At 39.9% G+C, this 23,680-nt stretch carries 28 protein-coding genes; 20 read left to right on the forward strand and 8 right to left on the reverse strand.

Annotated elements, in window-relative coordinates; translation table 11 throughout:
* Positions 1 to 49: 49 nt before the first annotated feature.
* The 3 genes from namA to proC all read right to left on the reverse strand — a co-directional run bounded on the left by namA (position 50) and on the right by proC (position 3,191).
* The gene (namA, locus tag J7E77_RS28750; protein ID WP_214718867.1) at positions 50 to 1,066 is read right to left on the reverse strand and encodes an NADPH dehydrogenase NamA; all 1,017 of its coding nucleotides are present in this window, start codon (positions 1,064 to 1,066) and stop codon (positions 50 to 52) included.
* A gap of 80 nt (positions 1,067 to 1,146) precedes the next feature.
* The gene (locus J7E77_RS28755; RefSeq protein ID WP_214718869.1) at positions 1,147 to 2,286 is read right to left on the reverse strand and encodes a glycosyltransferase family 2 protein; all 1,140 of its coding nucleotides are present in this window, start codon (positions 2,284 to 2,286) and stop codon (positions 1,147 to 1,149) included.
* Between the two features lie 59 nt (positions 2,287 to 2,345).
* Complete coding sequence (gene proC / locus J7E77_RS28760) at positions 2,346 to 3,191, reverse strand: pyrroline-5-carboxylate reductase (protein WP_214718871.1); 846 nt, start codon at positions 3,189 to 3,191, stop codon at positions 2,346 to 2,348.
* A 483-nt stretch (positions 3,192 to 3,674) separates the two neighbouring features.
* Between proC and J7E77_RS28765 the strand changes: the two genes are divergently transcribed.
* The 5 genes from J7E77_RS28765 (at position 3,675) to J7E77_RS28785 (ending at position 8,699) form a co-directional block, all read left to right on the forward strand.
* Positions 3,675 to 4,634 carry an MBL fold metallo-hydrolase gene (locus J7E77_RS28765; RefSeq protein WP_214718873.1) on the forward strand — a complete coding sequence of 320 codons (960 nt, stop codon included), beginning with the start codon at positions 3,675 to 3,677 and terminating at the stop codon, positions 4,632 to 4,634.
* A 33-nt stretch (positions 4,635 to 4,667) separates the two neighbouring features.
* Positions 4,668 to 5,465 (forward strand): SDR family NAD(P)-dependent oxidoreductase, encoded by a 798-nt coding sequence (locus J7E77_RS28770; RefSeq protein ID WP_214718875.1) that lies wholly within the window; start codon positions 4,668 to 4,670, stop codon positions 5,463 to 5,465.
* Between the two features lie 316 nt (positions 5,466 to 5,781).
* Positions 5,782 to 5,925, forward strand: a complete 144-nt coding sequence (locus J7E77_RS28775) for a hypothetical protein (protein WP_214718877.1) — start codon at positions 5,782 to 5,784, stop codon at positions 5,923 to 5,925.
* A gap of 7 nt (positions 5,926 to 5,932) precedes the next feature.
* The gene (locus tag J7E77_RS28780; RefSeq protein ID WP_214718879.1) at positions 5,933 to 6,949 is read left to right on the forward strand and encodes a beta-ketoacyl synthase N-terminal-like domain-containing protein; all 1,017 of its coding nucleotides are present in this window, start codon (positions 5,933 to 5,935) and stop codon (positions 6,947 to 6,949) included.
* Positions 6,950 to 7,040: 91 nt separating this feature from the next.
* Complete coding sequence (locus J7E77_RS28785) at positions 7,041 to 8,699, forward strand: ATP-binding protein (protein ID WP_214718884.1); 1,659 nt, start codon at positions 7,041 to 7,043, stop codon at positions 8,697 to 8,699.
* A gap of 92 nt (positions 8,700 to 8,791) precedes the next feature.
* On the opposite strand, the gene J7E77_RS28790 is transcribed toward J7E77_RS28785, so the two are convergent.
* The gene (locus J7E77_RS28790) at positions 8,792 to 8,983 is read right to left on the reverse strand and encodes a YqzH family protein (RefSeq protein WP_088088878.1); all 192 of its coding nucleotides are present in this window, start codon (positions 8,981 to 8,983) and stop codon (positions 8,792 to 8,794) included.
* A gap of 158 nt (positions 8,984 to 9,141) precedes the next feature.
* On the opposite strand from J7E77_RS28790, the gene J7E77_RS28795 reads away from it, so the two are divergent.
* From J7E77_RS28795 to J7E77_RS28805, 3 genes are all read left to right on the forward strand, one after another.
* The gene (locus J7E77_RS28795; RefSeq protein ID WP_214718886.1) at positions 9,142 to 10,401 is read left to right on the forward strand and encodes a Y-family DNA polymerase; all 1,260 of its coding nucleotides are present in this window, start codon (positions 9,142 to 9,144) and stop codon (positions 10,399 to 10,401) included.
* Positions 10,402 to 10,485: 84 nt separating this feature from the next.
* A complete protein-coding gene (locus tag J7E77_RS28800) occupies positions 10,486 to 10,821 on the forward strand; it encodes a YolD-like family protein (protein ID WP_214718887.1) in 336 nt (111 codons plus the stop codon).
* 77 nt (positions 10,822 to 10,898) lie between these two features.
* Positions 10,899 to 11,237, forward strand: a complete 339-nt coding sequence (locus J7E77_RS28805) for an iron-sulfur cluster biosynthesis family protein (protein WP_214718888.1) — start codon at positions 10,899 to 10,901, stop codon at positions 11,235 to 11,237.
* Positions 11,238 to 11,251: 14 nt separating this feature from the next.
* Here the strand turns inward: J7E77_RS28805 and J7E77_RS28810 are convergent, their stop codons facing one another.
* Positions 11,252 to 12,172, reverse strand: a complete 921-nt coding sequence (locus J7E77_RS28810) for an alpha/beta hydrolase (protein ID WP_214718993.1) — start codon at positions 12,170 to 12,172, stop codon at positions 11,252 to 11,254.
* A 134-nt stretch (positions 12,173 to 12,306) separates the two neighbouring features.
* Positions 12,307 to 12,447 carry a hypothetical protein gene (locus tag J7E77_RS28815; RefSeq protein ID WP_168244984.1) on the reverse strand — a complete coding sequence of 47 codons (141 nt, stop codon included), beginning with the start codon at positions 12,445 to 12,447 and terminating at the stop codon, positions 12,307 to 12,309.
* Positions 12,448 to 12,691: 244 nt separating this feature from the next.
* Here J7E77_RS28815 and J7E77_RS28820 point away from each other — a divergent pair, with 244 nt between their 5' ends.
* From J7E77_RS28820 to J7E77_RS28830, 3 genes are all read left to right on the forward strand, one after another.
* Positions 12,692 to 13,381 carry a CoA transferase subunit A gene (locus J7E77_RS28820; protein ID WP_214718889.1) on the forward strand — a complete coding sequence of 230 codons (690 nt, stop codon included), beginning with the start codon at positions 12,692 to 12,694 and terminating at the stop codon, positions 13,379 to 13,381.
* A 24-nt stretch (positions 13,382 to 13,405) separates the two neighbouring features.
* Positions 13,406 to 14,074 carry a 3-oxoacid CoA-transferase subunit B gene (locus J7E77_RS28825; protein ID WP_214718890.1) on the forward strand — a complete coding sequence of 223 codons (669 nt, stop codon included), beginning with the start codon at positions 13,406 to 13,408 and terminating at the stop codon, positions 14,072 to 14,074.
* Positions 14,075 to 14,189: 115 nt separating this feature from the next.
* A complete protein-coding gene (locus J7E77_RS28830; RefSeq protein ID WP_168244981.1) occupies positions 14,190 to 14,444 on the forward strand; it encodes a YqkE family protein in 255 nt (84 codons plus the stop codon).
* 38 nt (positions 14,445 to 14,482) lie between these two features.
* Here J7E77_RS28830 and J7E77_RS28835 read toward each other — a convergent pair whose 3' ends face one another.
* Positions 14,483 to 15,394, reverse strand: coding sequence for an aldo/keto reductase (locus tag J7E77_RS28835; protein ID WP_214718891.1), 912 nt, complete (start codon positions 15,392 to 15,394; stop codon positions 14,483 to 14,485).
* A 64-nt stretch (positions 15,395 to 15,458) separates the two neighbouring features.
* On the reverse strand, positions 15,459 to 15,590 hold the full coding sequence (gene mciZ / locus J7E77_RS28840; RefSeq protein ID WP_088088870.1) for a Z-ring formation inhibitor MciZ: 132 nt from the start codon (positions 15,588 to 15,590) through the stop codon (positions 15,459 to 15,461).
* Positions 15,591 to 15,661: 71 nt separating this feature from the next.
* Here mciZ and J7E77_RS28845 point away from each other — a divergent pair, with 71 nt between their 5' ends.
* The 9 genes from J7E77_RS28845 to J7E77_RS28885 all read left to right on the forward strand — a co-directional run bounded on the left by J7E77_RS28845 (position 15,662) and on the right by J7E77_RS28885 (position 23,624).
* Positions 15,662 to 16,216 carry an NUDIX hydrolase gene (locus J7E77_RS28845; RefSeq protein ID WP_214718893.1) on the forward strand — a complete coding sequence of 185 codons (555 nt, stop codon included), beginning with the start codon at positions 15,662 to 15,664 and terminating at the stop codon, positions 16,214 to 16,216.
* Positions 16,213 to 17,376 carry an endonuclease Q family protein gene (locus tag J7E77_RS28850; protein WP_214718895.1) on the forward strand — a complete coding sequence of 388 codons (1,164 nt, stop codon included), beginning with the start codon at positions 16,213 to 16,215 and terminating at the stop codon, positions 17,374 to 17,376. The genes J7E77_RS28845 and J7E77_RS28850 overlap by 4 nt, the downstream gene beginning before the upstream one ends.
* Before the next feature lie 128 nt (positions 17,377 to 17,504).
* Complete coding sequence (spoIIM, locus tag J7E77_RS28855; protein ID WP_214718897.1) at positions 17,505 to 18,152, forward strand: stage II sporulation protein M; 648 nt, start codon at positions 17,505 to 17,507, stop codon at positions 18,150 to 18,152.
* Between the two features lie 118 nt (positions 18,153 to 18,270).
* On the forward strand, positions 18,271 to 18,747 hold the full coding sequence (gene fur, locus J7E77_RS28860) for a ferric iron uptake transcriptional regulator (protein WP_214718899.1): 477 nt from the start codon (positions 18,271 to 18,273) through the stop codon (positions 18,745 to 18,747).
* Positions 18,748 to 18,882: 135 nt separating this feature from the next.
* Complete coding sequence (locus tag J7E77_RS28865) at positions 18,883 to 19,110, forward strand: YqzK family protein (RefSeq protein ID WP_088088865.1); 228 nt, start codon at positions 18,883 to 18,885, stop codon at positions 19,108 to 19,110.
* Positions 19,111 to 19,115: 5 nt separating this feature from the next.
* Positions 19,116 to 20,003 (forward strand): site-specific tyrosine recombinase XerD, encoded by an 888-nt coding sequence (gene xerD / locus J7E77_RS28870; RefSeq protein WP_214718901.1) that lies wholly within the window; start codon positions 19,116 to 19,118, stop codon positions 20,001 to 20,003.
* 222 nt (positions 20,004 to 20,225) lie between these two features.
* Positions 20,226 to 21,422, forward strand: a complete 1,197-nt coding sequence (gene deoB, locus J7E77_RS28875; protein WP_214718903.1) for a phosphopentomutase — start codon at positions 20,226 to 20,228, stop codon at positions 21,420 to 21,422.
* Positions 21,423 to 21,424: 2 nt separating this feature from the next.
* Complete coding sequence (locus J7E77_RS28880) at positions 21,425 to 22,243, forward strand: purine-nucleoside phosphorylase (protein ID WP_214718905.1); 819 nt, start codon at positions 21,425 to 21,427, stop codon at positions 22,241 to 22,243.
* Between the two features lie 76 nt (positions 22,244 to 22,319).
* Positions 22,320 to 23,624: a pyrimidine-nucleoside phosphorylase gene (locus tag J7E77_RS28885; protein ID WP_214718907.1), complete on the forward strand. Its 1,305-nt coding sequence runs from the start codon at positions 22,320 to 22,322 to the stop codon at positions 23,622 to 23,624.
* Positions 23,625 to 23,680: the final 56 nt, after the last annotated feature.

The raw sequence follows: 23,680 nt of genomic DNA on the forward strand, positions 1-23,680 counted from the left end.
CTAACTTTTGGGGGTCACATCACCATTTAGAAGACACCCTCTTTTTGATTTATAACCAGCCGCGCTCGTATTGTTTGGGTCCCTCAATTGGAACCACTAATTCTTTTGCTGCTGTCCGGGCCCAATATGGGTCGCGAAGTAATTCACGAGCTAGGAAGACTAAATCAGCTCTGTCATTTTGTAAAATTTCCTCGGCCTGGATCCCGGAAGTGATTAATCCCACCGCACCTGTGGAGATATTGGCGCCAGTCTTTATGGTCTCTGAGAATTTCACTTGATATCCAGGATAAACGTGAATATGGGCAGGTACAACGGCACCTGAGCTAACATCAATTAAATCAACACCTTGTTCTTTCATCCATTGGGCGAACGTTATGTAATCTTCAGCGGTTAATCCTTCTGCGTGGTAATCATGAGCAGATACTCTCACAAATAACGGGCCTTCCCAATCGGTTTTCACTGCATCAAGCACTTCTCGGAGGATTCGGTAGCGGTTTTCAGCCGAACCGCCGTATTCATCGGTTCTTTTATTGGAAAGTGGTGAAAGGAATTCATTGATAAGATACCCATGAGCACCATGGATTTCAATCACATCGAAACCTGCTTTTGCTGCACGCTCCGCGCCTTTTTTAAATGCTTCTACTGTTTCTTCAATATCCGTTTTGGACATTTCCTTTGGTGTTTTCATGTTTTCATTAAAAGCAAGTGCAGAAGGGGCAAGAATTTCACCTTCTAATACGGCTTTTCTGCCGGCATGAGCGAGTTGAATCCCAGTCTTGGCACCATGCTCCTTCATAAGACCAACAAGCTCAGAAAAGCCCTCTATATGCTCATCGCACCAGATTCCTAAATCTCTAGGGGATATCCTGCCTTGAGGTGTTACTGATGTTGCTTCAACAATAATTAGACCAACCTGACCGACCGCCCTGCTTGTGTAGTGGGTTCGATGCCAGTTTTGAACATGGCCATCTTCATGACTGGAATACATGCACATCGGTGACATCACTATTCGATTTTTAAGTGTAACACCCTTTATTGTATAGGGTGAAAATAGTTTTACTGCCATTTCAGAAGCCTCCTGAATTCAATCTGAATTATCCTTTTCTAGTATAGCAAAAGGATCTTTTTAATGAAAAAATCAAGCTTCTAATCTTTTTCTCGCAGCTCACTTAACCGATAGGTGGTTCCTCTCCAAACAATACCGCCGCGCTTAAAGGTTAAGAGGCTCGCCCGAATAATCGAATAAATAAACAGTAAGGCTGTAATCGGAAAGACCAAAAACATCATAGGGGAGAATAAGGTTAATTTTTTTATGACAACCACATAAAGAATTCCGCAAAGAACAATATTTCCAAAGCTTAATAGGGCAACTGTTGTATTCCCTGAAAAAATCATCACAAAGGGCAGAACGTTGGTGATAAAAACCCCGAGGATCGCAAAGATCACCATGCTGATACGATAGTGCAATCCGGCAAATGTATTTTTCTCTAGTCCAACTAATGCTTCTTTTAAACTTCCATACCATTCCACTTCGATAAGATGAAGTGCAGTCACAATTCTTTGGCGGTAGCCTGCTTTTTTCATTTTCATCCCAAGTTGCAGGTCATCGTCCGGCCGCATTTTTATCTTCTCATGTGTTCCAAACGATTCATAAGATTTTTTTAAAACAAGAATAAACGCACCAATCCCTGTTCCGATTTTTGATTTTGGGTTATTTGCCAACCAAGGACGTTTAAAATAAGAAAAACCAAACAGGAAAAAGGCAACAAATGATTTTAACCAAAATCGGTTAGCACTTAAGTTTGGTGCAGCGGTTAGATGGTCAAGCTTGTGTCTTTCAAAATAGTGGAGCGCTTTTGCGAAGGCTTGCTTTTTAAATTTTACGTCAGCATCGGTAAACAATAGCCATTTCCCTGAAGCTTGAAGTGCGCCCGTGTACAAGGCGTTATTCTTCCCAAGCCAGCCCTCAGGCAATTGATCAACATGGATGACTTTTAGGCGCGGGTCTATTTTTGTTAATTCTTCCATAATGGTTCCAGTCATGTCAGTTGACCGATCATTGACAAGTATCCATTCCACATTTTTGTAGGTTTGCTCCAGCTGACTAAGGATACTTGCTTCGATTTGTTTTTCCTCATTACGGGCTGCAACTACTACAGATAATAGCGGTCCAAGCTCCATGCCTTCTTCTTTTTCCAGCGGATCTATTTTTCGTAAACCAATCAGTCCGTCTAAAAGAAAAATAGTCCAGACTAGCATACCTAAAGAAAATAAGATCGTTAGCATCCACGACACTTCCCTAGCCTTTTTTCACTAGTGTAATGTAAACTAGGCAAAAGTCCAATTTAGGAAGTTTGGTCTGCAGTCTGAAGCCTAGAACTTAATTCTTCCCCCATTTTTTTGGATTGCGCAGTTGCTGCTTTAATACATGAAATAAATGCTTGCTGGACGCCGTGTTCTTCAAGAACTCTAATGCCAGCTTCTGTTGTTCCGCCAGGGCTTGTTACTTCCATACGCAGTTGAGTAGATGATTTGCTTGATTTTTTCACCATCTCTGCTGCCCCAAGTAGTGTTTGAACAATCAGTTCACTGGCCATTTCTTTGTCTAGTCCTACTTCTACTGCACTTTTTTCCATGGCTTCGATAAGATAATAAATATAGGCTGGCCCACTTCCTGATAGCCCCGTAACGGCATCTAACTGCTCTTCTTCTACAAAAGAAGCCAAGCCAACTGTTCCAAACAAGTTCTTGGTTGTTTCTAACTGCTGCTCGGTAACACGTTGATTCACGGCAACAGCGGTGGCAGATTTTCCAACAGCAGCCGAAGTGTTTGGCATCGACCTTACAATCGCAAGTGGTAATTTTGCCAATGTTTCAATTGTCATCATGGAAACACCAGCTAATACTGAGACGACGAGCATTTGTTCCGTTAAGTGTTCACGAATGGATTGGACGGCTGTCGCGACATCCTTTGGTTTCATTGCTAACATTACAATGTCCGCTTGATCAAACAGTTCATTCAAATTATAAGTCGTTCGAATTCCATAACGAGTTTCTAAATTAGTTAATCTTTCTTGATTAGAATTGTTTGTAATCCAGATATTTTTTTTATTAATTAGCCCATTTTCAAGAATTCCTGAAATGAATGCCTCAGCCATCGAACCTGCCCCAATAATTGCTATTTTTTTCATTAATATTCCTCCATTTCGATTATTAAGAAAACAAAAAGACCCCTCATCCGTAAAGGACGAAAGGTCTAGCTTCCGTGGTACCACCTTCATTTTCCCTTGCTTAAATTGCAAGAAGGGTTCACTCGACTCCGATAACGCCGGATATGCGTTAGGTTTTCCTAAGTGCTCCTAAGGTAGGTTCAATGATTAAGAGGGCGGTGAAGTCTTTCAGCCGTCGAACTTCACTCTCTTTCGCCATTTCTCATTTACTGGCCTTATTCATCGCTCTAACGAATCAAATTTTACTAGATTATGCAAGATAAACAACCCATCTGTCAATAGATAAGTTTATTGAATTTTTTATTTTTTCTAAAAAATTATGCAGAAATAATGACAATTGGTTAAAAAGTCGCTACACTTTAGTATATATAATAAATGTCACATAATGTTCATATCTATATCGTTGGGTTCTTTATTCGACAATAATGTTAAGGGGATTTAGTAATGACAAAATGGAAAGACGGAATAGCCAAAATTACGGTGCCGACTCCTTTTGCGGTCGGAGATGTCAATGTCTATTTGATTAAAGGCGAGCGATTAACGCTTGTAGACGCGGGTGTAAAAACGGAACAGTCCTGGATGTCACTTAAGGAGCAAATGGGGGATTTAGGCTTAAGTCCTGCTGATATTGAGCAGGTAATTCTAACACATCATCACCCCGATCATGTTGGGATGCTTGATTTTTTTCCGGATTCGTTAGAAGTATATGGTCATTATTTGAATGAACGATGGATTCACCAATCAGAAGCCTTTTTTCAAGAACAAGAGGAATTCTTCCGTGTGCATTTTCTAGAATTCGGGCTGCCCGAGGAATATTTTTCGTTACTTTCTAAGTTAAGAAAAACATTGAAATATTCATGTAACCGGTCACTAACTGGACATCTTGTTGAGGGAATGAGACCTCCTGGGCTAAGTGAGTGGCAGGTCATTGAAACACCGGGTCATGCCCAAAGTCAAATTGCACTTTTCCGGGAAAAGGATGGAATTTTGATTGGCGGAGATTTAATCTTAGCGCATATTTCACCAAATCCATTGCTCGAGCCGCCAGCCCCTGGTGAAACAGAAAGACCGAAACCGCAGTTGCAACATAATGACTCCATGAAGAAGCTGCTATTGTATCCGATTCAATGTGTCTACACTGGTCACGGCGAGGAAGTCTACCAGTTAGCTGAGTTGATTGAAAAACGATTGACACGCCAACACGAGCGGGCAATGACGGTTCATAGCTGGTTAAAAGAAGAGCAGCTCACCGTTTTTGAAATCTGTAAACGCCTGTTCCCGTCTGTTTATCAGCGCGAACTGATGCTGACCATTTCGGAAACCGTCGCACAACTTGACTATTTATCATCTATCGGGGAGATTATTAGTAAGAATACTAAGCCCGTGTTTTATCAAGCTAAGTAATAAGCATTGGGTCAACTCAGATGAGGTGTAGAAATGGTTAGGGAACATTTAAAAGGTAAAAATATCGTGATTACGGGTGCCTCCGGAGGAATCGGAGCGGAAATCGCCAAGCTATGTGCGGCAAGCGGTGCCAATCTTGTTCTGCTTGCAAGAAGCATTGGTAAACTCGAGCAGCTGCAAACAGAACTACAGCAAAAGTATCAAGTAAAAGTGGATGTTTTCAAGCTGGATGTCTCGGATACAGCTCAGGTTCAGGAGGTTTTTCAACGGATTTTCGATAGAATCGGAGAGATTGATATCCTTGTCAATAATGCCGGCTTTGGAATTTTCCGGGAAGCCCATTTGGCAACAATCGATGAAATCAAGGGAATGTTTGATGTCAATGTCGTCGGGCTTATGGTCTGCACAAGCATGGTGCTGCCGAAAATGCGTGAACGGCGTTTTGGTCATATTATTAATATTGCTTCACAGGCTGGTAAGATTGCCACGCCCAAATCGAGTGTCTATTCTGCTTCAAAGCATGCCGTACTTGGATACACAAACTCACTGCGAATGGAGCTTTCCGATTATAATGTACAAGTGACTTCGGTGAACCCTGGGCCAATCGCTACCAACTTTTTCAATATTGCTGACGAAAAAGGCACCTATGTTAAAAATGTGCAAAGATTTATCCTTCATCCTGAATATGTCGCCCAAAAAGTCGTTGATAGTATGCTGACGAAAACGAGGGAGATTAATTTACCGCGCTGGATGAACATGGGAAGCGTTGTATACGTCCTCTTCCCACGGCTGTTTGAGCGGATTGGCAGACGTGCTTTTAATCAGAAATAGACATAATTTGTTAAGCCTCTGTTTCAGGGGCTTTTTGTTTTGCTGTCAAATTTTATACATGATACTAGCGGTGGGAGCATTCATTTAGTCGATTTGACCAAGGAAGTAACTATACAAGCCCTACCTTACGAAGTAAGCTAAAGGAAGTGTGTTGGGAACATTCTACCTAAAAAGGCTACATGAAAATTTAAGTTAATTGAGGAAGAACTACTTTAGACAGATGGCTCCCTCTTTTCTAAGAAAATCCATTTCCATAATCCATTAATAGGTTTATACTTCTGATAGAATAATAGATTTTAAAAGGGGCAAGCTAAGATTGAAGGTATTCATTACAGGCTACGGTATTAAGGCACCAAAAATTCAATCCGTTTCGGATTTTAAACATGTATTAGAAAGTGGAAAAGTCATTTCAGAAATAGTCGAATTTAAGAATGGCCTGCAATTAGTGTGGGGTAATTGAGGAAGACTTGACTGTTCTTGCACCTAAAGTATTAAAAAGGTATCCAAGAACTGCACAAATGGCGATTGCAGCTGCTTTTGATGCAATCAAAATGGCGGACTTAACAAATACGATCAAGGATAAAAAAGTTGGAGTCATTATTGGTACCTCCGGAGGAAATATTGCTGAAGTGGAAAAGTTTAGTCTAAGACTAAGTCAAACCAATCAAATTTCTCCTTTTGGGATCGGAAATATGAACACAAACAGTCTGTCCACCTCTGTGAGTTCCTTTTTCGAGCTGAATGGTATGTCTCTTACTTTGAGTAATAGCTGCACGGCCAGTACGGATGCGATTAACCTGGGTAAAACGTTAATTGAAGCTGGCCAATTTGACATTTGTATTGTGGGCGGAGTGGAAAGTACGTTAACAGATGTAGTGGTACAGGGCTTTTCTAAACTCCGGCTCACTGCAAAGGATTTAGACCCAGCAGTAGCTGGCGGACCTTTTTCTGATGACAAAGGGTTTGTCTTATCGGAAGGGGCAGGCGTTCTTGTGCTCGAAAGTGAACAATCTGCACAAAGCCGTAATGTGAACATTAAAGGGTGGGTTGAGGGAGCCTTTATGAACCAGAACGGCCTCTCTATCTACCATTCCGACTCGTCTGGAGCCAAAATGCTTGAAGCGATGCAGCATTGTTTAAATGGACAGGTTCCTACCTATGTCAATAGCCAGGCACTCGGAATAAAAGAAAATGACGGGATAGAGGCTTTCGTGCATCAAATGCTGTTTGGCAATTCGGTTCCCATTACTTCAATAAAAGGGATGACCGGACATTTTCTCGGGGCTACCGGAGCAATTCAGGCAATTGCAAGTTTAATCAGTTTAGAACATAATTTTATTCCAGCGGCCATTAAATCCAACCCGGAACATTATCTGGACTTGCCGATTGTAACTGAATTAAAATATAATGATGTGAATAAGGTTGCCATCACCTCCCATGGATACGGCGGCAACAATTCGTGTTTATTATTTTCAAAAATCTAGAAGGGCTGTTTATCCATTGGAATTTATCCTCCTGTTTTCAATATCATTAATCCCGTTTTTCTGCGGCCTCATCATTTTCTGGGGAAACAAAATGGCGATTGCAAGATTGATTTCTATTTTTTTATTTTTATTATCCATTTGGCAGCTAGATATCGCATTTTTATATGCGGAAGATTTTTTATCCATACCGACGATGGAAATTCTCTTCAGGATTTTTCGCTTCGGGCCAATTATGATCATGCCTTTGTTATACTATATTGTATTTTACATTTACAAAACGGGCCTGGCTACTTCAAAGCTCAAGAAGCGTCATAAACTGTTTTATAATAAATGGATATTTTATTTCGTTCTGTTGGTTAGTTCAATTGTTTATTTTGTGAACCTTACTACGGCTGGAGTTGTTGGGTTACACCAGATTCATGAGTATCCTACCTTTCCTGCCCATTATATTCCAATTTATGGCGCGTTGAATATAACATTTTATGTCAATATTATTCTTGTTTTTGTTCATACCTTTTTCCTGCTATTTATTTGTCAAAAAATTTCGGATGGAAAAATAAAGAAGTTCTTCCGCTCGCTTGTTTTTGCCTCATTATTTATTTTTGTGAACGGGATTTTGAGCGGGTTTTTGGTGTTTCCTCTATTCTTCTCAATCTTAAATTCGTTCTTTGCTGCAATCGTTTTATTTACATCGTATTTTACTTTGCAAAATGCAACGATTGAAAAAATCAATCAGGAATTAAAAGAAGAAAGAAGCTTTTTGGAAATTATTTTAAATATTAATCCGAATTATATTTATGTGAAAGACAGCAACGATCATCTCGTGATCGTGAATGAAGCCATCGCCAAGCTTTACAATAGAAGCCCGGACGAGATGTTTGGTGTAAACGAAAATCATTTCAAAAAGGAATTTCTCCTAAAAGAGGATCAGAATTCATCGAAGGAAACAGTCATCAACTGCAATGGGGACCTGCGAACGGTTGAATGGCAATTTTTGCCGATTTATTTCAAAGGTAATCATAACCATACTCTTTGTCTTGGCACTGATATCACGAAAAGAAAAAAAGAGGAAGAAATGCTGGTAAAGTCCGAAAATTTACGAGTACTTGGTGAAATGGCTGCGGGAATTGCCCACGAAATAAGAAATCCACTTACGTCGATTAAAGGTTTCATTAAATTACTCGATCAAAGCGTGTTCGATTCCAAAGAAAAATATTATTTGTCGATTATGACTGATGAAATTGACCGGATCAATGATGTGGTTGGGGAATTGCTATTTATTGCTAAGCCTCAGGCTTCTATTCAAAAAAATAACAAAGTAAATATCGAAAAAGTGATACAGGACGTGAAAATGTTACTGGATACGACAGCGTTGCTTATCCAAGCATCTATCGATATTCAAACGAATGGTTTATTACAAACTTCAGTTATCGAAGAAAAACAGGTAAAACAAGTATTAATTAATATTCTTAAAAATTCGTTAGAAGCTGTGTCAAAGGACGGAAGGATTAGAATTAAATCCGAAAAAATCCCAGGAAACCGAATAAGAATACGAGTGATTGATAACGGTGGCGGCATTCCGAAGTCGATGTTACAGAAATTAGGAGAACCCTTTTATACGACAAAAGAGCGCGGGACAGGTTTAGGCCTCACTGTTTGCTTTAAAATTATCAGAGAAAATCATGGCGATATCCTTATTAGAAGTAAAGAAGGATTCGGATCGATTGTGGATATTATTTTTCCAGAATAGTATTGAGCATATCGGTTTCTCCAACAATTAATCAAGAAAGTTTGGTCCATCACGACCGCACTGTGAATTTTTCACTCGTGCGGTTTTTTGTATCACTCTGCTAAATACTCATATACCGTATCATTCACAATCTCGTATAAATCTGCAGTTGGTTCCTCTGCTTTCGTTTGAAGGATTTGATTGCTTAGCTTCTCCAAATCGTTGTCTCCAATAGGCATTGTCCCCGTCTCATAATACTGTTTAAAACAATTTTTGATCATCTTAGCCACCAATTTTTTATCCATAAACATGCACCTCACTATCCATTATATCATGTTTTCCTCGACTTCCATAAAGGAACGGTGTCAAAAAATTTCCATTGAATACGAACGCATATTCGCTTATGATAATGAATATAATAAAAAAGAACGAATGTTCGATATTCTGATTGTGAGGGAAAGCCATGGTGGATTACAGTGCACTGCCGCAAAATAAAATTTTATGTGTGGACATGAAGAGCTTTTATGCCAGTTGTTCGGCTGTCATGCGGGGCCTTGACCCTATGGAGTGTTATTTAGCGGTTGTCGGTCAAAAAGAGCGGCAGGGAAGTATTGTCCTTGCTGCTTCGCCGCGTATGAAAAAAGAATTTGGCATCAAAACGGGTTCCCGGATGTTTGAGATTCCACAAGACCCCAGGATTGAAATTGTTGAGCCAAAAATGGCAACGTATTTGCGGATTGCCACGGAAATTTCTCGTGTCTTTAACCGCTATGTTCCAAAAGAAGCGATTCATGTCTATAGCGTCGATGAAAGCTTTATTAAAGTGGATGGTGCCATTCATTTGTGGGGGGATGCTTACACGATTGCCAAAAAAATAAAGGATGATATTGAGCGGGAGTTTCAACTGCCGTGTGCCGTTGGAATTGGCCCTAACATGTTACTGGCAAAGCTATGTCTTGATCTTGATGCCAAGAAAAGCGGAGTGGCTGAGTGGACATATGAAGATGTTCAGACAAAGCTTTGGAATGTGTCACCGCTTAGGGAAATGTGGGGGATCGGCAGACGTGTCGAAAAAACATTAAATGGGATGGGGATTTTCACTGTCGGTCAGCTAGCCCGTTATGATTTAGAAAAGCTGGAAAAGAAATTTGGTATCATGGGAAACCAGCTTTATCATCATGCCTGGGGAGTTGACCTTTCTGATTTGGGTGCACCGCTTATCCAAGGACAAATCAGCTTTGGAAAAAGTCAAATTTTGTTAAGGGACTATAAAGAGGAAGCGGAAATTAAGACGGTCATTTTAGAAATGTGTGAGGAAGTAGCAAGGCGGGCAAGGACGCATCGAAAAGCAGGGAGAACGATAAGTCTCGGAGTCGGCTACAGCCAGGATGAATTTGGCGGCGGTTTTCATCGCTCTAGAAGCATCGGCCAGCCAACGAATGTGACGATGGAACTGTACCGTGTGTGTCTGGAATTATTTCATGAGCATTACACTGGAAAGACGGTACGGCAGATCTCGATTGCGATCAGCAATATTGTTGATGACCGAGAGCTGCAGCTTGATCTTTTCGACATGGGTGCCTATAAGAGGCGAGAGCTCGGCTATGTGGTTGATACGGTTCGCAGACGCTTTGGTTCAGGTTCCTTGTTGCGCGCGGTTTCCTATACAGTTGCTGGAACGGCTAAGCATCGGGCTACACTTGTTGGTGGACATAAAAGATAAATGCGGAAGCGCCCGTTTAGCGGCGTTAAAGCTAGACAGTAGTCAAATAATTAAGACTGAATACTGAGAAAGAAGGAGAGGCGGATGATTCGCGACCGTGGAAGGATCAAATGGACGTCGATGATGCTTCCTGAGCATGTGAAATTGCTCAGGGATTGGGTGAAAGAAGATCGGTACGAACAGAAACGAGAAATGGATGAACAGCAACTGGAGCTCATGAACGGGATCTTGTCCGAAGCGATTGAATATGATCAGTACGTGACGATCACCCATTACCGGAATCGGAACTATGAAATCGTGATTGGCAAAATCCATTACTGGGATGAACTGACGCAAAGGCTTCATGTGATAGATCGCTTTGATGAGGTGCACCGGATTCCGATGGATGCCATGGCTGACATCCGGATGACGGAGATCTAAATCTATGAGCAAAGATGAATCAACCTCACGTAACATGTGGTACAATCACCATATGCTAAATGAGAGGGGCAAAAAACTTGGAGATAACTATTACTGCAGAGGCAGCTAACAAAATAAATGAGCGAATTAAAAGTCGAGAAGGCTACTTAAAGCTAAAATACGATACAGACGGCTGTGGCTGCGCCGTAAATGGGGTAGTAGCTTTGTGGTTTATCCCAGAATTAGATTCAGATGATATTGCTATTGAAACAAATGACCGGACGGTTTATGCAGAAAAATCAAAAATGGTCTTTTTCGATGAGCAAATGAAAATTGACTTTTCTAAAGCGTGCAATTGCTTTCAACTAAAGAGTCCGCAGCAAATCCTAAATGGCCGTATGAGCCTTATAATTAAAGAAAAAACAGACTGTCCATGATGGATAGTCTGTTTTTAGCTTGGCAATGGATGATCAACATATTTTTGTAAAAATTCATCAATCACCCGTTCGTAATCAGCCCGGTTTTCATTAAAGGACTGGGCATGGCGGCCGTTAGCCGCTAAAAAGAGCATTTTAGGACCCTTTTTATGCTCAAATAAATCCTTTGTCATGGTAGGAAGGATAAAATCATCCTTTTGGCTGTGAATGAACAAAATCGGATGTTTGATATTTTCAATAACCGAAATCGGGGAAACATTTCGGATCGAATATTTGTCCCGAAGGCGTAAAAGGGCATCCCCAAGCGGTAGCAAAAGACCAGGGATGAGCTTGAAATCCTTTTTAATCAAATAAGCCAACTGCTCCTTAAAATCAGAAAATGGGCAATCGGCAATATAAAAATCTGCCCCATCCTCAAGGAGTCCAGCATATAACAGCATGGTAGCGGCTCCCATCGATTCGCCGTGAATTCCAAGTTCAAGTTGAGGTCCTTTTTCTTTTTTGAGCCAATCGACGACTGTCTTCAAATCAAATTTTTCATAATGACCAAAACTAGTTGTTTTGCCGCCAGATTCCCCGTGACGACGATGGTCATAAATTAACGTATTAAACCCACGCTCTAAGAACATATTTGCATATTTAATGGAATTAATTTTCGTTTCGGTCACACCATGAGAAATAATGATATAACGATTGGTGTGGTGCGGTTCCACGAGCTGGGCTTTAATTGTGTATCCAAAAGGCGAAGAAATATCAACCTCCCGTTTTGGAAGAGAATCAAATTCATCGGGATTATACCGGCCAGCTTCTTTTTCACGCCTTAAAATTAATTCCTCATCCTTCTTTTTCATATACATGAGACGGTTTGTAAAATACAAACCAAGAGATAACCAGAAAAACAACAAAACAAACAAAGTTCGAAATGCCTTCCTCACCATTGGCACCTCCTGTAGGAATTAATATAACATATGTAAAATAAGTACCAAGCGCCCATAAATTACCCGTTTTAATTTTAACACAAAGAAAACCGCTGTACACCAATGAGCGGTTTCCGAGTTTACAGAATGATTTACTGCTCTGCGTTCTGTCTTTTGGTAGGATGGATGGCTTTTTCGATTTCTTCAGCGGCAATCACCCGCTTGCCTCCACCTGCTGTGTCTGCATAGTTTTTTCCCTTTTGGCTGGACCCTTTATCACGTTTTTGGCTCAAAATAATCAGTCTCCCTTCAAGCTAGTCTCAATTAATAAGATGCATTAATGGAAGATTGATTATTCATGAAAAATTTAAATTAGACAGTTTGGCAATCATTTTCCCTCTTTGATAATCATACTTTCATTGTAGTGGTGTTAATTTCAAAAAGGCAAGAATATAGAGATTTTGACAAAATAAGAGGATTTCTGTGGTTTTACTAGAAATAGTAAAGGGAAAATGGGGATTAGGGGGAGAAATCAGGATGAAAAAAATATGTACATCCTTCCAGGATGCAGTTGCCGGAATTCATGATGGGGCTACATTAATGGTTGGTGGGTTTGGTTTGTGCGGCATACCGGAAAACCTGATACTTGCATTGGCAGAAAAAGGCGTAAAGGATTTAACAGTTATTTCAAATAACTGCGGGATTGATGAGTGGGGTTTAGGACTTCTATTAAATAATAAACAAATCAAAAAAATGATTGGATCCTATGTTGGTGAAAATAAAGAGTTTGAAAGACAGGTTTTAACTGGAGAACTCGAAGTAGAATTAACGCCACAAGGCACATTGGCTGAAAAAATCAGGGCAGGCGGGGCTGGGATCCCAGCATTTTATACACCTGCTGGGGTAGGAACACCGATTGCAGAGGGGAAAGAAACAAAGATTTTTAACGGGAGAGAATACCTTTTGGAGGAGGCACTAACTGCCGACTTTAGTCTTGTTAGGGCATGGAAGGGCGACAAAATGGGAAATCTCGTTTACCACAAAACAGCGCGAAACTTCAATCCGATGATTGCAGCTGCTGGAAAAGTAACGATTGCTGAAGTGGAAACACTTTGTGAAATTGGCGAATTAGATGCTAATTTTATTCATACCCCTAGTATCTACGTACAAACAATTATCGAAGGAACACAGGAAAAACGAATTGAGAGATTGACAGTGAGAAAATAGTGTTGGGAGAAGGGAGAGAGCGTAATGGTGAATGAAATTGTCTCCGTTCGAGAGAGAATTGCGATAAGGGCTGAGAAGGAAATAGAAAACGGATTTTATGTAAATCTAGGCATAGGTATGCCAACCCTTGTTGCTAATTTTATGTCAGCAAATAAACAGGTTGTCTTGCAGTCTGAAAATGGTCTTCTTGGCATCGGACCCTATCCAGGTGCGGATGAGGTGGACCCCGATTTAATCAATGCCGGTAAAGAGACCGTTACGGCAATTAGTGGTGCAGCCTATTTTGATAGCGCCGAATCGTTTGCGATGATTCGCGGCGGGCATGTCAACTTAGCGATACTCGGTGGAATGGAAGTATCTGAAACCGGTGACTTAGCTAACTGGATGATCCCTGGAAAGATGATAAAAGGAATGGGTGGTGCGATGGATCTTGTCCACGGTGCCCAAAAAATAATTGTCATTATGGAGCATGTGAATAAAAAGGGTGAATCCAAAATATTGAAACAGTGCACGCTTCCTTTAACAGGTAAAGGGGTAGTTAATCGAATTATTACCGAGCGTGCAGTCATGGATGTAACGGATTCAGGGCTAAGGCTCGTAGAAGTTGCTAAAGGGTATACGATTGAGGATGTTGTCAATTCTACTGAAGCCACATTGTATGTGGACGAAAACGTGGTACTTGAAGCTTATTAAAAATAACAAGTAAGAGCAGGCTGACTATGATTAAGCATAGCCTGCTTTTTTATATGGGCGATGCTTGGTGACATGGTATAATATAAATGAAATTTTGATGATGGAGGCGTTTTGAATGAAAAAGCAATCTAAACAAAAAAATCAATCGAAACCCAAAAAAGATGATTCAGCGGTAACGCTTGGTGATATGATCAACCCAAATTTATTCAAGCAACTAAAAGAACAACAAGAACAGCTTAAAGCAGCAGAAGAAAAAAGAAAAGAAGACGAAGAGCTAAGAAAGAGAGAAGAAAGACGATTAAAAGAAAAAAACAAATCATTTGCAGAACTATTAAATGAGAGCGGCATGAACTGGAAGGAGTTTAAATAAAAACAATATAAAAAGGAGGGCGTACGTACGCTCTCCTTTTAACGATGTTCTTTATAAATGCCAGCCTTCGTTAACTCTCTAATTACTGAAACTTCTTCCTCAGAAAGCGGCTGACTTCTGACTGCTTTCGCATTACTCCTAATTTGTTCGGGACTACTGGCCCCGGCAACAACAGAGGCTACAACAGGATGGGCGAGATTATACTGAAGGGCTATCTCTGTAAAAGAGCGTGTGGCTGCTACCTTTTCCTTTAACAACGGCAAGACGTCATTCAACTCGGTTAAGCTGTAGTCTTGATACCCCTTCTCAGTTACCTTCTCAAGCATTTTATCACTTAAAAGACCTTTTGCGAGCGGTCCGCGGGTCACAACGCTAAGCCCATGTTCCTGAAGAAGTGGCAGTGCTTCTTCTTCAGGGCGGCGGTCTAAGATACTGTATTGCATCATCACAGATACGATACTAGACTTGTTAACATATTCCCGTATTACATTTGGGCGAATAGAGGAAATGCCATAGTAGCGAATATAGCCTTCTGCTTTTAATTCTTCGAACGCTTCTATTGTTTCCTCAATTGGATCAATGATTGTCCCGCCGTGCAGCTGATAAAGATCGATATAGTCGGTACCCAGTCGGTTAAGACTTTGTTTGACTTCTTCCTTTATATAGGACTTCGAGGGATCCCATGACCATCCCTTCTGATCTTGACTCCAGCGATTCCCAACCTTTGTTGCAATAATGACATTTTCACGGACTTCCTTCAATGCTGTCCCAACTATTTTTTCATTTTCACCAAAATCATATAAATCAGCCGTATCAAAATAATTGATCCCTTCCTCAAGTGAGGCTTCAATAATCTTTCTAGCGGTTTTCTCCTCGGTTCCAATCGACATACAACCAAGTCCTAGTTCCGATACATACAAATCCGAATTTCCTAGTCTTCTCTTTTTCAAAAACTCACCCCGTCCTTTTTCTACAATTTTATAAAAGAAAAGGACAGACTACAATCGAAAGACTTTATTTTTGATTCACCTTTTCAATCCATTCGGAAACGGTGAAATAATCTTTGTTGTATTCTTTTAGTTTCTGAAGTATTTCCCATCCCTTTCCAACAAGAATGATTCCTTTATCATGAACGTACACCTTCATTCCATCCCCCTCCAAATAAAGTATGGTAAAATGTATGAGCAGATTAAAGGAATAGAACAGGAGTGACCCATATGAGCAATCTCGAAGAAAAAACACTTCATAGTAAAGAAATTTTCTCAGGAAAAGTAATCAGTCTTCATTTACAGGATGTAGAGCTTCCGAACGGGAAACAATCGAAACGGGAGATCATTAAACATCCCGGGGCTGTCGCTATTTTAGCCATTACCGACAACAAGAAAGTAGTAATGGTTGAACAATATCGGAAAGCACTGGAACGAACCATTGTTGAAATTCCCGCCGGAAAGCTGGAAAAAGGGGAAGAGCCTGAGCTTTGTGCTCGCCGTGAACTGGAGGAAGAGACAGGCTATGAGTGCGAGAGCCTTGAATGGCTTACTTCTTTTTACACCTCGCCAGGATTTGCCGATGAAATCGTTCATGTCTATGTTGCGACAGGACTAAGCAAAAAAGAAAATGCAGCAGCACTTGATGAGGACGAGTTTGTTAATCTAGAGGAATTAACTCTGGAAGAAGCAGCTCAATATGTAAAAGAACAAAAAATATATGATGCTAAAACGATTTTTGCTGTTCAATACTTACAATTGCAAGAGGCGTTGAAAAATAAATGAATCGCTACTATGTAGATTTACATATACACATTGGACGTACTTGGACAGGGAAGCCGGTAAAAATCACCGGTGCCAAGTCTCTAACGTTTACGAATATCATTGAGCATGCACGACACGAAAAGGGACTTAATATGGTTGCGATCATCGATAGCCATTCGCCTGAAGTCATCCTTGAAATGGAAAGTCTTATCCAAAGTGGAGATGTAGTGGAACATCCGGACGGTGGGTTAGTGTTTGGTGATTTAACGGTTATTCCCGGTTCTGAATTGGAGATTTATGACGAACAATCTAACGGCCCAATCCACCTGCTTTGTTATTTTCCAAGTCTTGCCATCATGAGAGAGTTCTCCTCGTGGCTGTCAGGTCACTTGAAAAATATTCAACTGAGCTCACAACGGATCTATGCCACGGGTCTTGTTTTACAAAAGAAGGTAAAAGAGTTAGGTGGAATCTTCATTCCTGCTCATGTTTTCACGCCTTTTAAAAGTTTGTATGGAAAAGGAGTCAATCAGTCACTTAATGAGGTATTGGACCCGGAATTGATTGACGCAATTGAGCTTGGATTAAGTTCTGATACGACTATGGCGGATCAAATAAAGGAATTACATGACTATACATTTGTTACGAATTCTGATGCCCATTCGCTTGCAAAAATAGCCCGTGAATACCAAGTCATTGCCATGAAGGAACCAACATTTTTAGAGTTGCAGAAAGCATTAAAGAAGGAAGATGGACGTAAAATTATCGCAAATTATGGTCTTGATCCATTGCTCGGTAAATACCATAAAACAGTTTGTGCAGAATGCCATCATCCTGCTGCTGATGAGGATCAAATATGTACGCAATGTGGAAATAAGAAAATTATTAAAGGTGTAGCTGACAGAATCCTTGAACTGAAAACGGCTGAACAAGGTCCAGAAGACCGTCCGCCCTATATCCATCAAGTCCCGCTGGAATTTATCCCCGGCTTAGGACCTCGCTTACTTGAAAAGCTGGTTGATCATTTTGGGAGTGAAATGGCGATTTTGCATGATGTACCCTATGAAGGATTGAAAGAGGTTGTCCCGGAAAGGATCGCCGACCTTATCCTAAAAGCAAGAGCGGGTAAAGTAAATCTAGCAGCCGGCGGCGGTGGAAAATACGGAAAAATTTCAGACTAAAAAAAGATGAACCCCGGTAGCATAAAGCTATCGGGTTTTATTATGTAATCTATTAAAATGTGGGAATAGATATACTAGACTGGCATACAATGTATTAACTGAACTGAGAATAGTAGGAGGATACGCAAATGAAAAAACGATTGTACCAGTCCGATGCCGCTAGTTATTTCCGTGAGCATTCCTCAATTTTTTTGTTTATTGTTGTCTTATTTTTAATGGGAGTAATCTTTGGGGCAATTGTTGTAAACAGTATGAGCATTACTCAGAAGGAAGATTTATTCTACTATTTATCACAATTTTTTGGCCAAGTCTCGAGCGGAAAAGAAGCAGAAGACAATGATTTATTCCTGCAAAGCCTTTTCCATAATAGTAAGTTTATTGGGCTCATGTGGATACTAGGAATTTCAATCATCGGTCTTCCAGTGATACTTATTCTATTATTTATTAAAGGAATGGTAGTTGGGTTTACCGTGGGTTTTCTAGTCAGTCAAATGGGCTGGCAGGGCTTTATGCTCGCCTTTGTTTCGATTTTGCCTCAGAATCTGATTATTATTCCCGTATTCATAATGATGGCAGCATTATCAGTGATTTTCTCACTTCGAATGATCAAAAAGCAGTTTATGAAAAAATATGCCCAGCCAATCCTTCCTTTTTTTAAAAGTTATATTTTAACCTTGATTGTAGCGGTAATATTTATAGCTGCAGCATCTGGGATAGAGGCCTATCTATCGCCTTGGTTAATGAAAACCATCATTAGTTCAACCATTTTAAAGTAATTATTATATAATACTTAATATAGAAAATTGTTTATTGTAGTTTATAATAATTTTATTTTGATTCTCAATTGTCATCTGTTATAATGAGAATTAACAGTGGCGAGGGAGGGACTACAGGATGGAAACTAGAATTGAAAGAATTAAGAAACAGTTGCATTCAGCAAGCTATAAACTAACACCTCAGCGTGAGGCAACCGTTCGAGTTTTATTGGAAAATGAAGAGGATCATTTAAGTGCGGAAGATGTATACCTCCTCGTGAAAGAAAAATCGCCTGAAATTGGTTTAGCAACTGTTTATCGGACGTTGGAATTATTAACGGAATTAAAAATTGTTGATAAAATAAATTTTGGGGATGGGGTTTCTCGCTATGACCTTCGCCAGGAAGGTGCAGCCCATTTTCATCATCATCTTGTTTGTATTGAATGTGGTGCCGTTGATGAAATTCAAGAGGATTTACTTGAAGATGTAGAAGCAGTTGTGGAACGCAAATGGAATTTTAAAATAAAAGATCATCGCCTCACTTTTCATGGGATCTGTTACCGATGCCAGGATAAAGATAAAGATAAAGATAAAGAGGAAGAAAAAGCGGATTAACCAATGAAAGCTCCTTGAAAAGGGCTTTTTTCTTTTTAGTAAAAAGAACTTCCCCTATATTACCAATGACTAGGTATAAAATTTATCTATTTTGGCATACATTTTACTAGATGATTGGAAATTGGGGGAAGCGGGATGATCTTATTTTTAAAAGCAGCATTAAAAACCTTAAAGGTCTTTATCATATTCACAGGATGCACGATTCTTTTCTATTATGGTATTATGTTGGTGAATGAAGAATATCAAAATTATCATCGCTATGATGAACCGGAAGGAGCTGCGCTAAAAGTTTCGAACGCAGTGTATGAGGAGGATTCTTCCTTGTTAGATCGGCTGATGTTGTTTTATTTAAATGGGGAGTAAATGCGATGGACGAGCAATTAAAGGATTTTATGGATTATTTAACCGTTGAAAAAGGTTCAGCCAAAAACACAATTATGGCGTATGAGCGAGATTTAAAAAACTATCTTCATTATTTGATAAATGTCGAATCCGTCCATTCTTTAAATGATGTACAACGTGTACATATTGTCCACTTTTTAAGATTTCTAAAAGAACAGGGGAAATCCTCGAAAACATTGGCACGGCACATCGCCTCTGTCCGTGCATTTCATCAATTTTTATTAAGGGCCAAGGCAACAGATCAAGACCCATCTGTTCAAATAGAAACACCCAGACTTGAAAGATCACTGCCCAATGTATTGAGTTTACAAGAAGTAGAAATCCTGCTGGACGCACCTAATACACAAGATCATTTTGGAATAAGGGACAAGGCTATGCTTGAACTGCTATATGCTACAGGTATCCGTGTTAGTGAACTAATAGGTCTTGAGATTGATAATATTCAGTTAACGATGGGGTTTGTTCGTTGTAACGGGAATAAAGAACGAATTATTCCCATTGGACGTGCTGCAGCTGATGCCATAAAACATTACCTGGAATATGGGAGACCTCGGTTTACATCCGCAAAGCAACAAAATCATGCTTTGTTTTTAAACCATCAAGGGAAGCAGCTAACACGCCAAGGGTTTTGGAAAATATTGAAAAAGCTTGCTAGAGAAGCCGGAATAGATAAAGAACTAACACCACATACCCTTCGCCATTCTTTTGCAACTCATTTGTTAGAAAATGGTGCTGATTTACGAGCAGTCCAAGAAATGTTAGGTCATGCAGATATCTCAACCACACAAATATATACACATGTTTCAAAAACAAAGTTAAAAGACGTCTATAGTAAATTTCATCCTCGAGCTTAATAGAATGAGAGTTCTATAAAAATCATATAATTGTCAAAAAGCTGCCTGAAATTCGGTGGCTTTTTCCTTGTAATTTTTAAAACATTTAGTACAATATAGATGTCAGACTTCTGACGAATAGATTTAGATTAGTTTTATAATACTAAACTAAAGAGGGAAACCTATTCTTGTGTAATGTTAATATTTGCAAACGTTTTCTACGGAAAAAGGAGGAAGAATTGAATGGCTGCAAATACATATAAACGTATTTTTATTATCGTAATGGACTCGGTTGGTATTGGCGAAGCCCCAGATGCGGAAAAGTTTGGTGACAAGGGTGCAGATACTTTTGGTCATATAGCGGAAAGAATGAATGGTCTTAACATGCCAAATATGGGCAAGTTGGGTTTAAGCAATATCCGTGAAATTAAAGGAATTGAAAAAGCAGAAAAACCATTAGCATATTATACAAAAATGATGGAGGCCTCTAACGGAAAAGATACCATGACAGGTCACTGGGAAATTATGGGCCTTAATATTCAAACCCCTTTTCGTGTATTCCCAGAGGGTTTTCCGGATGAGCTTCTTTTAGAGTTAGAAAAACGCACAGGCAGAAAAATTATTGGCAATAAGCCCGCTAGCGGAACTGAAATCCTCGTGGAGTTGGGCGAAGAGCATATGAAAACAGGAGCATTGATCGTCTATACTTCTGCAGATTCTGTCCTTCAGATTGCTGCACATGAAGAAATTATCCCAATTGAAGAGCAATATAAGATCTGCAAAATCGCTCGTGAATTGACTCTTGATGAGAAGTATATGGTTGGCCGTGTCATTGCTAGACCTTTCTTGGGGGAACCTGGAAATTTTAAACGTACTTCTAACCGTCATGACTATGCATTAAAACCTTTTGACCGTACAGTAATGAGTGAATTAAAAGATGCTGGTCTTGATGTTATTGCGATCGGAAAAATTTCCGATATATATGATGGAGAAGGCGTAACTCAATCACTTAGAACAGTTTCTAATATGGATGGAATGGATAAGCTAGTAGAAACATTGGATATGGATTTTACAGGTATTAGTTTCTTAAATTTAGTTGACTTTGATGCATTATACGGACACCGTCGTGACCCAGAAGGCTATGGAAAAGCACTGGAAGAGTATGATGCACGCCTGCCAGAAGTGTTTGCAAAAATGAAAGAAGACGACCTATTAATGATTACTGCAGACCATGGAAATGACCCTGTTGCACCAGGAACTGACCATACTCGTGAATACGTACCTTTACTTGTTTATTCAAAGCGTATGAACGAAGGGAAAGAGCTCCCAATCAGAGAGACCTTTGCGGACCTCGGCGCAACTGTTGCTGAAAACTTCAATGTGAAACTACCTAACTTCGGAAAAAGTTTTTTAAACGAATTAAATTCAAAAGGGGTATAGAAATGAATGCTGAAAAAATTCAAAATGCTGCAGGATTTTTAAAACAAAAATATGAGAGGACGCCCAGAATTGGTCTTATTTTAGGATCTGGCCTCGGTGTCCTAGCGGATGAAATAGAGAACCCTGTAAAAATTCCATATAATCAGATACCTGACTTCCCAATTTCTACAGTTGAAGGTCACGCTGGACAATTAGTGTTTGGTTTATTAAGTGGAGTAGAGGTTGTTGCCATGCAAGGAAGATTCCATTTCTATGAAGGATATCTTATGGAAAAAGTAACCTTTCCCGTTCGCGTCATGAAAGAACTTGGAGTTGAAATGTTAATCGTAACCAATGCAGCGGGCGGAGTGAATGAAACCTTCTCTGCAGGGGATTTAATGATAATATCCGATCACATTAATAATATGGGAACAAATCCATTAATTGGACCGAATGATTCCAAGTTTGGTGTCCGCTTCCCTGATATGTCTGAGGCATATACGAAAGAATTACGTGCTGTAGCAAGGGAAATTGCCGACCGCTTAAATATCAAGGTGAAAGAGGGCGTCTATTTCGGAAACCCTGGTCCTGTTTATGAAACGCCTGCTGAAATACGAATGGTGCGCACTTTGGGCGGAGATGCAGTCGGAATGTCGACTGTACCAGAAGTAATCGTTGCCCGTCACAGTGGTATGAAGGTTCTTGGAATTTCTTGTATTTCGAACATGGCAGCAGGAATTCTTGATCAACCACTTACCCATGATGAAGTTATTGAAACAACAGAAAGAGTGAAAGCTGACTTTCTTCAATATATAAAAGAAATTGTAAAAACGATCGCTTAATAACAAAGCGGAAGCGCCCGGTTAGCGGTGTGATATAAATTCTGTTATAGGAAAATTTCGTAAAGTGGTGATTATAATGAGAATGGTTGACTTAATAGAGAAGAAAAGAGATGGACAGGAACTATCAACAGAAGAAATAAATTTTATTATTAAAGGATATACCGATGGTTCGATTCCAGATTACCAAGTTAGCGCCTTAACGATGGCTATCTTTTTCAAAGGGATGACGGAACAGGAAAGAGCCGATTTGACCATGGCCATGGTTGAATCAGGAGATCAAATTGATTTATCACAAATTGAGGGAATTAAAGTTGATAAACATTCTACTGGCGGTGTAGGCGACACAACTACCCTAGTTCTTGGACCTCTGGTTGCTGCACTTGGGGTACCTGTGGCAAAAATGTCGGGGCGCGGCTTAGGCCATACCGGAGGAACAATTGATAAATTAGAAGCAGTAAAAGGCTTCCATGTTGAAATTGAAAATGAAGAATTTATCGACCTTGTTAATAAAAATAAGATTGCTGTCATTGGTCAAAGTGGAAATTTAACTCCTGCCGATAAGAAACTTTATTCTTTACGTGATGTTACAGCAACTGTTGATAGTATTCCACTAATCGCAAGTTCTATCATGAGTAAAAAGATAGCAGCGGGTGCAGATGCCATAGTTCTTGATGTCAAAACCGGCGCGGGTGCATTTATGAAGACACTTGATGATTCTCGGGAATTGGCAAAAGCAATGGTGCGAATCGGGAACAATGTTGGCAGAAGAACAATGGCTGTTATTTCTGACATGAGTCAACCACTTGGTTTTGCGATTGGTAACGCCCTTGAAGTAAAAGAAGCAATTGATACTTTAAAGGGTGAAGGTCCTGAAGACTTAACAGAGCTTTGTTTAACCCTAGGCAGCCACATGGTTTACTTAGCAGAAAAGGCTGGCTCATTAGCAGAAGCACGCACCCTGCTTGAAGGTGTCATAAAGGACGGATCAGCACTTGAAAAATTAAAAGTATTTTTAAGCTCACAAGGTGGGGATGCATCAATTGTTGATGACCCTTCAAAAATGCCTCAAGCAAAGTATACCTTTGAACTTGAAGCCAAAGAAGATGGCTATGTATCCGAAATTGTTGCAGATGAAGTTGGTACAGCGGCGATGATTCTTGGAGCTGGTCGAGCAACGAAGGAATCTGTTATTGATTTAGCAGTGGGCCTTGTCTTAAGAAAGAAAATCGGTGACCAAGTCAAAAAAGGCGAATCATTAGTAACGATTTACAGCAACATCGAAAATGTAGAAGAAGTAAAAACAAAGCTTTATCATAATATTAAAATTTCAGCAACAAAAATAAACGCACCAATCCTTGTCCATGAAGAAATAACAGAATAAAACAGGTTAAAGGGTGTCAGGTACCATGTGAAAAATTCACATGGTGCCTGACACCC

Source organism: Bacillus sp. ISL-77, from assembly GCF_018613105.1.

Coding starts and splice junctions, on each gene's coding strand:
- J7E77_RS28830 (WP_168244981.1), top strand. CDS start 14,190: ATGAAAAAGCAATCTAAACAAAAAAATCAATCGAAACCCAAAAAAGAT.
- J7E77_RS28865 (WP_088088865.1), top strand. CDS start 18,883: ATGATCTTATTTTTAAAAGCAGCATTAAAAACCTTAAAGGTCTTTATC.
- deoB (WP_214718903.1), top strand. CDS start 20,226: ATGGCTGCAAATACATATAAACGTATTTTTATTATCGTAATGGACTCG.
- J7E77_RS28770 (WP_214718875.1), top strand. CDS start 4,668: ATGGTTAGGGAACATTTAAAAGGTAAAAATATCGTGATTACGGGTGCC.
- J7E77_RS28850 (WP_214718895.1), top strand. CDS start 16,213: ATGAATCGCTACTATGTAGATTTACATATACACATTGGACGTACTTGG.
- J7E77_RS28755 (WP_214718869.1), bottom strand. CDS start 2,286: ATGCTAACGATCTTATTTTCTTTAGGTATGCTAGTCTGGACTATTTTT.
- fur (WP_214718899.1), top strand. CDS start 18,271: ATGGAAACTAGAATTGAAAGAATTAAGAAACAGTTGCATTCAGCAAGC.
- J7E77_RS28880 (WP_214718905.1), top strand. CDS start 21,425: ATGAATGCTGAAAAAATTCAAAATGCTGCAGGATTTTTAAAACAAAAA.
- J7E77_RS28795 (WP_214718886.1), top strand. CDS start 9,142: ATGGTGGATTACAGTGCACTGCCGCAAAATAAAATTTTATGTGTGGAC.
- namA (WP_214718867.1), bottom strand. CDS start 1,066: ATGGCAGTAAAACTATTTTCACCCTATACAATAAAGGGTGTTACACTT.
- J7E77_RS28825 (WP_214718890.1), top strand. CDS start 13,406: ATGGTGAATGAAATTGTCTCCGTTCGAGAGAGAATTGCGATAAGGGCT.
- J7E77_RS28885 (WP_214718907.1), top strand. CDS start 22,320: ATGAGAATGGTTGACTTAATAGAGAAGAAAAGAGATGGACAGGAACTA.
- J7E77_RS28820 (WP_214718889.1), top strand. CDS start 12,692: ATGAAAAAAATATGTACATCCTTCCAGGATGCAGTTGCCGGAATTCAT.
- J7E77_RS28785 (WP_214718884.1), top strand. CDS start 7,041: ATGGCGATTGCAAGATTGATTTCTATTTTTTTATTTTTATTATCCATT.
- J7E77_RS28790 (WP_088088878.1), bottom strand. CDS start 8,983: ATGGATAAAAAATTGGTGGCTAAGATGATCAAAAATTGTTTTAAACAG.
- xerD (WP_214718901.1), top strand. CDS start 19,116: ATGGACGAGCAATTAAAGGATTTTATGGATTATTTAACCGTTGAAAAA.
- proC (WP_214718871.1), bottom strand. CDS start 3,191: ATGAAAAAAATAGCAATTATTGGGGCAGGTTCGATGGCTGAGGCATTC.
- J7E77_RS28765 (WP_214718873.1), top strand. CDS start 3,675: ATGACAAAATGGAAAGACGGAATAGCCAAAATTACGGTGCCGACTCCT.
- J7E77_RS28800 (WP_214718887.1), top strand. CDS start 10,486: ATGATTCGCGACCGTGGAAGGATCAAATGGACGTCGATGATGCTTCCT.
- J7E77_RS28845 (WP_214718893.1), top strand. CDS start 15,662: ATGAGCAATCTCGAAGAAAAAACACTTCATAGTAAAGAAATTTTCTCA.
- mciZ (WP_088088870.1), bottom strand. CDS start 15,590: ATGAAGGTGTACGTTCATGATAAAGGAATCATTCTTGTTGGAAAGGGA.
- spoIIM (WP_214718897.1), top strand. CDS start 17,505: ATGAAAAAACGATTGTACCAGTCCGATGCCGCTAGTTATTTCCGTGAG.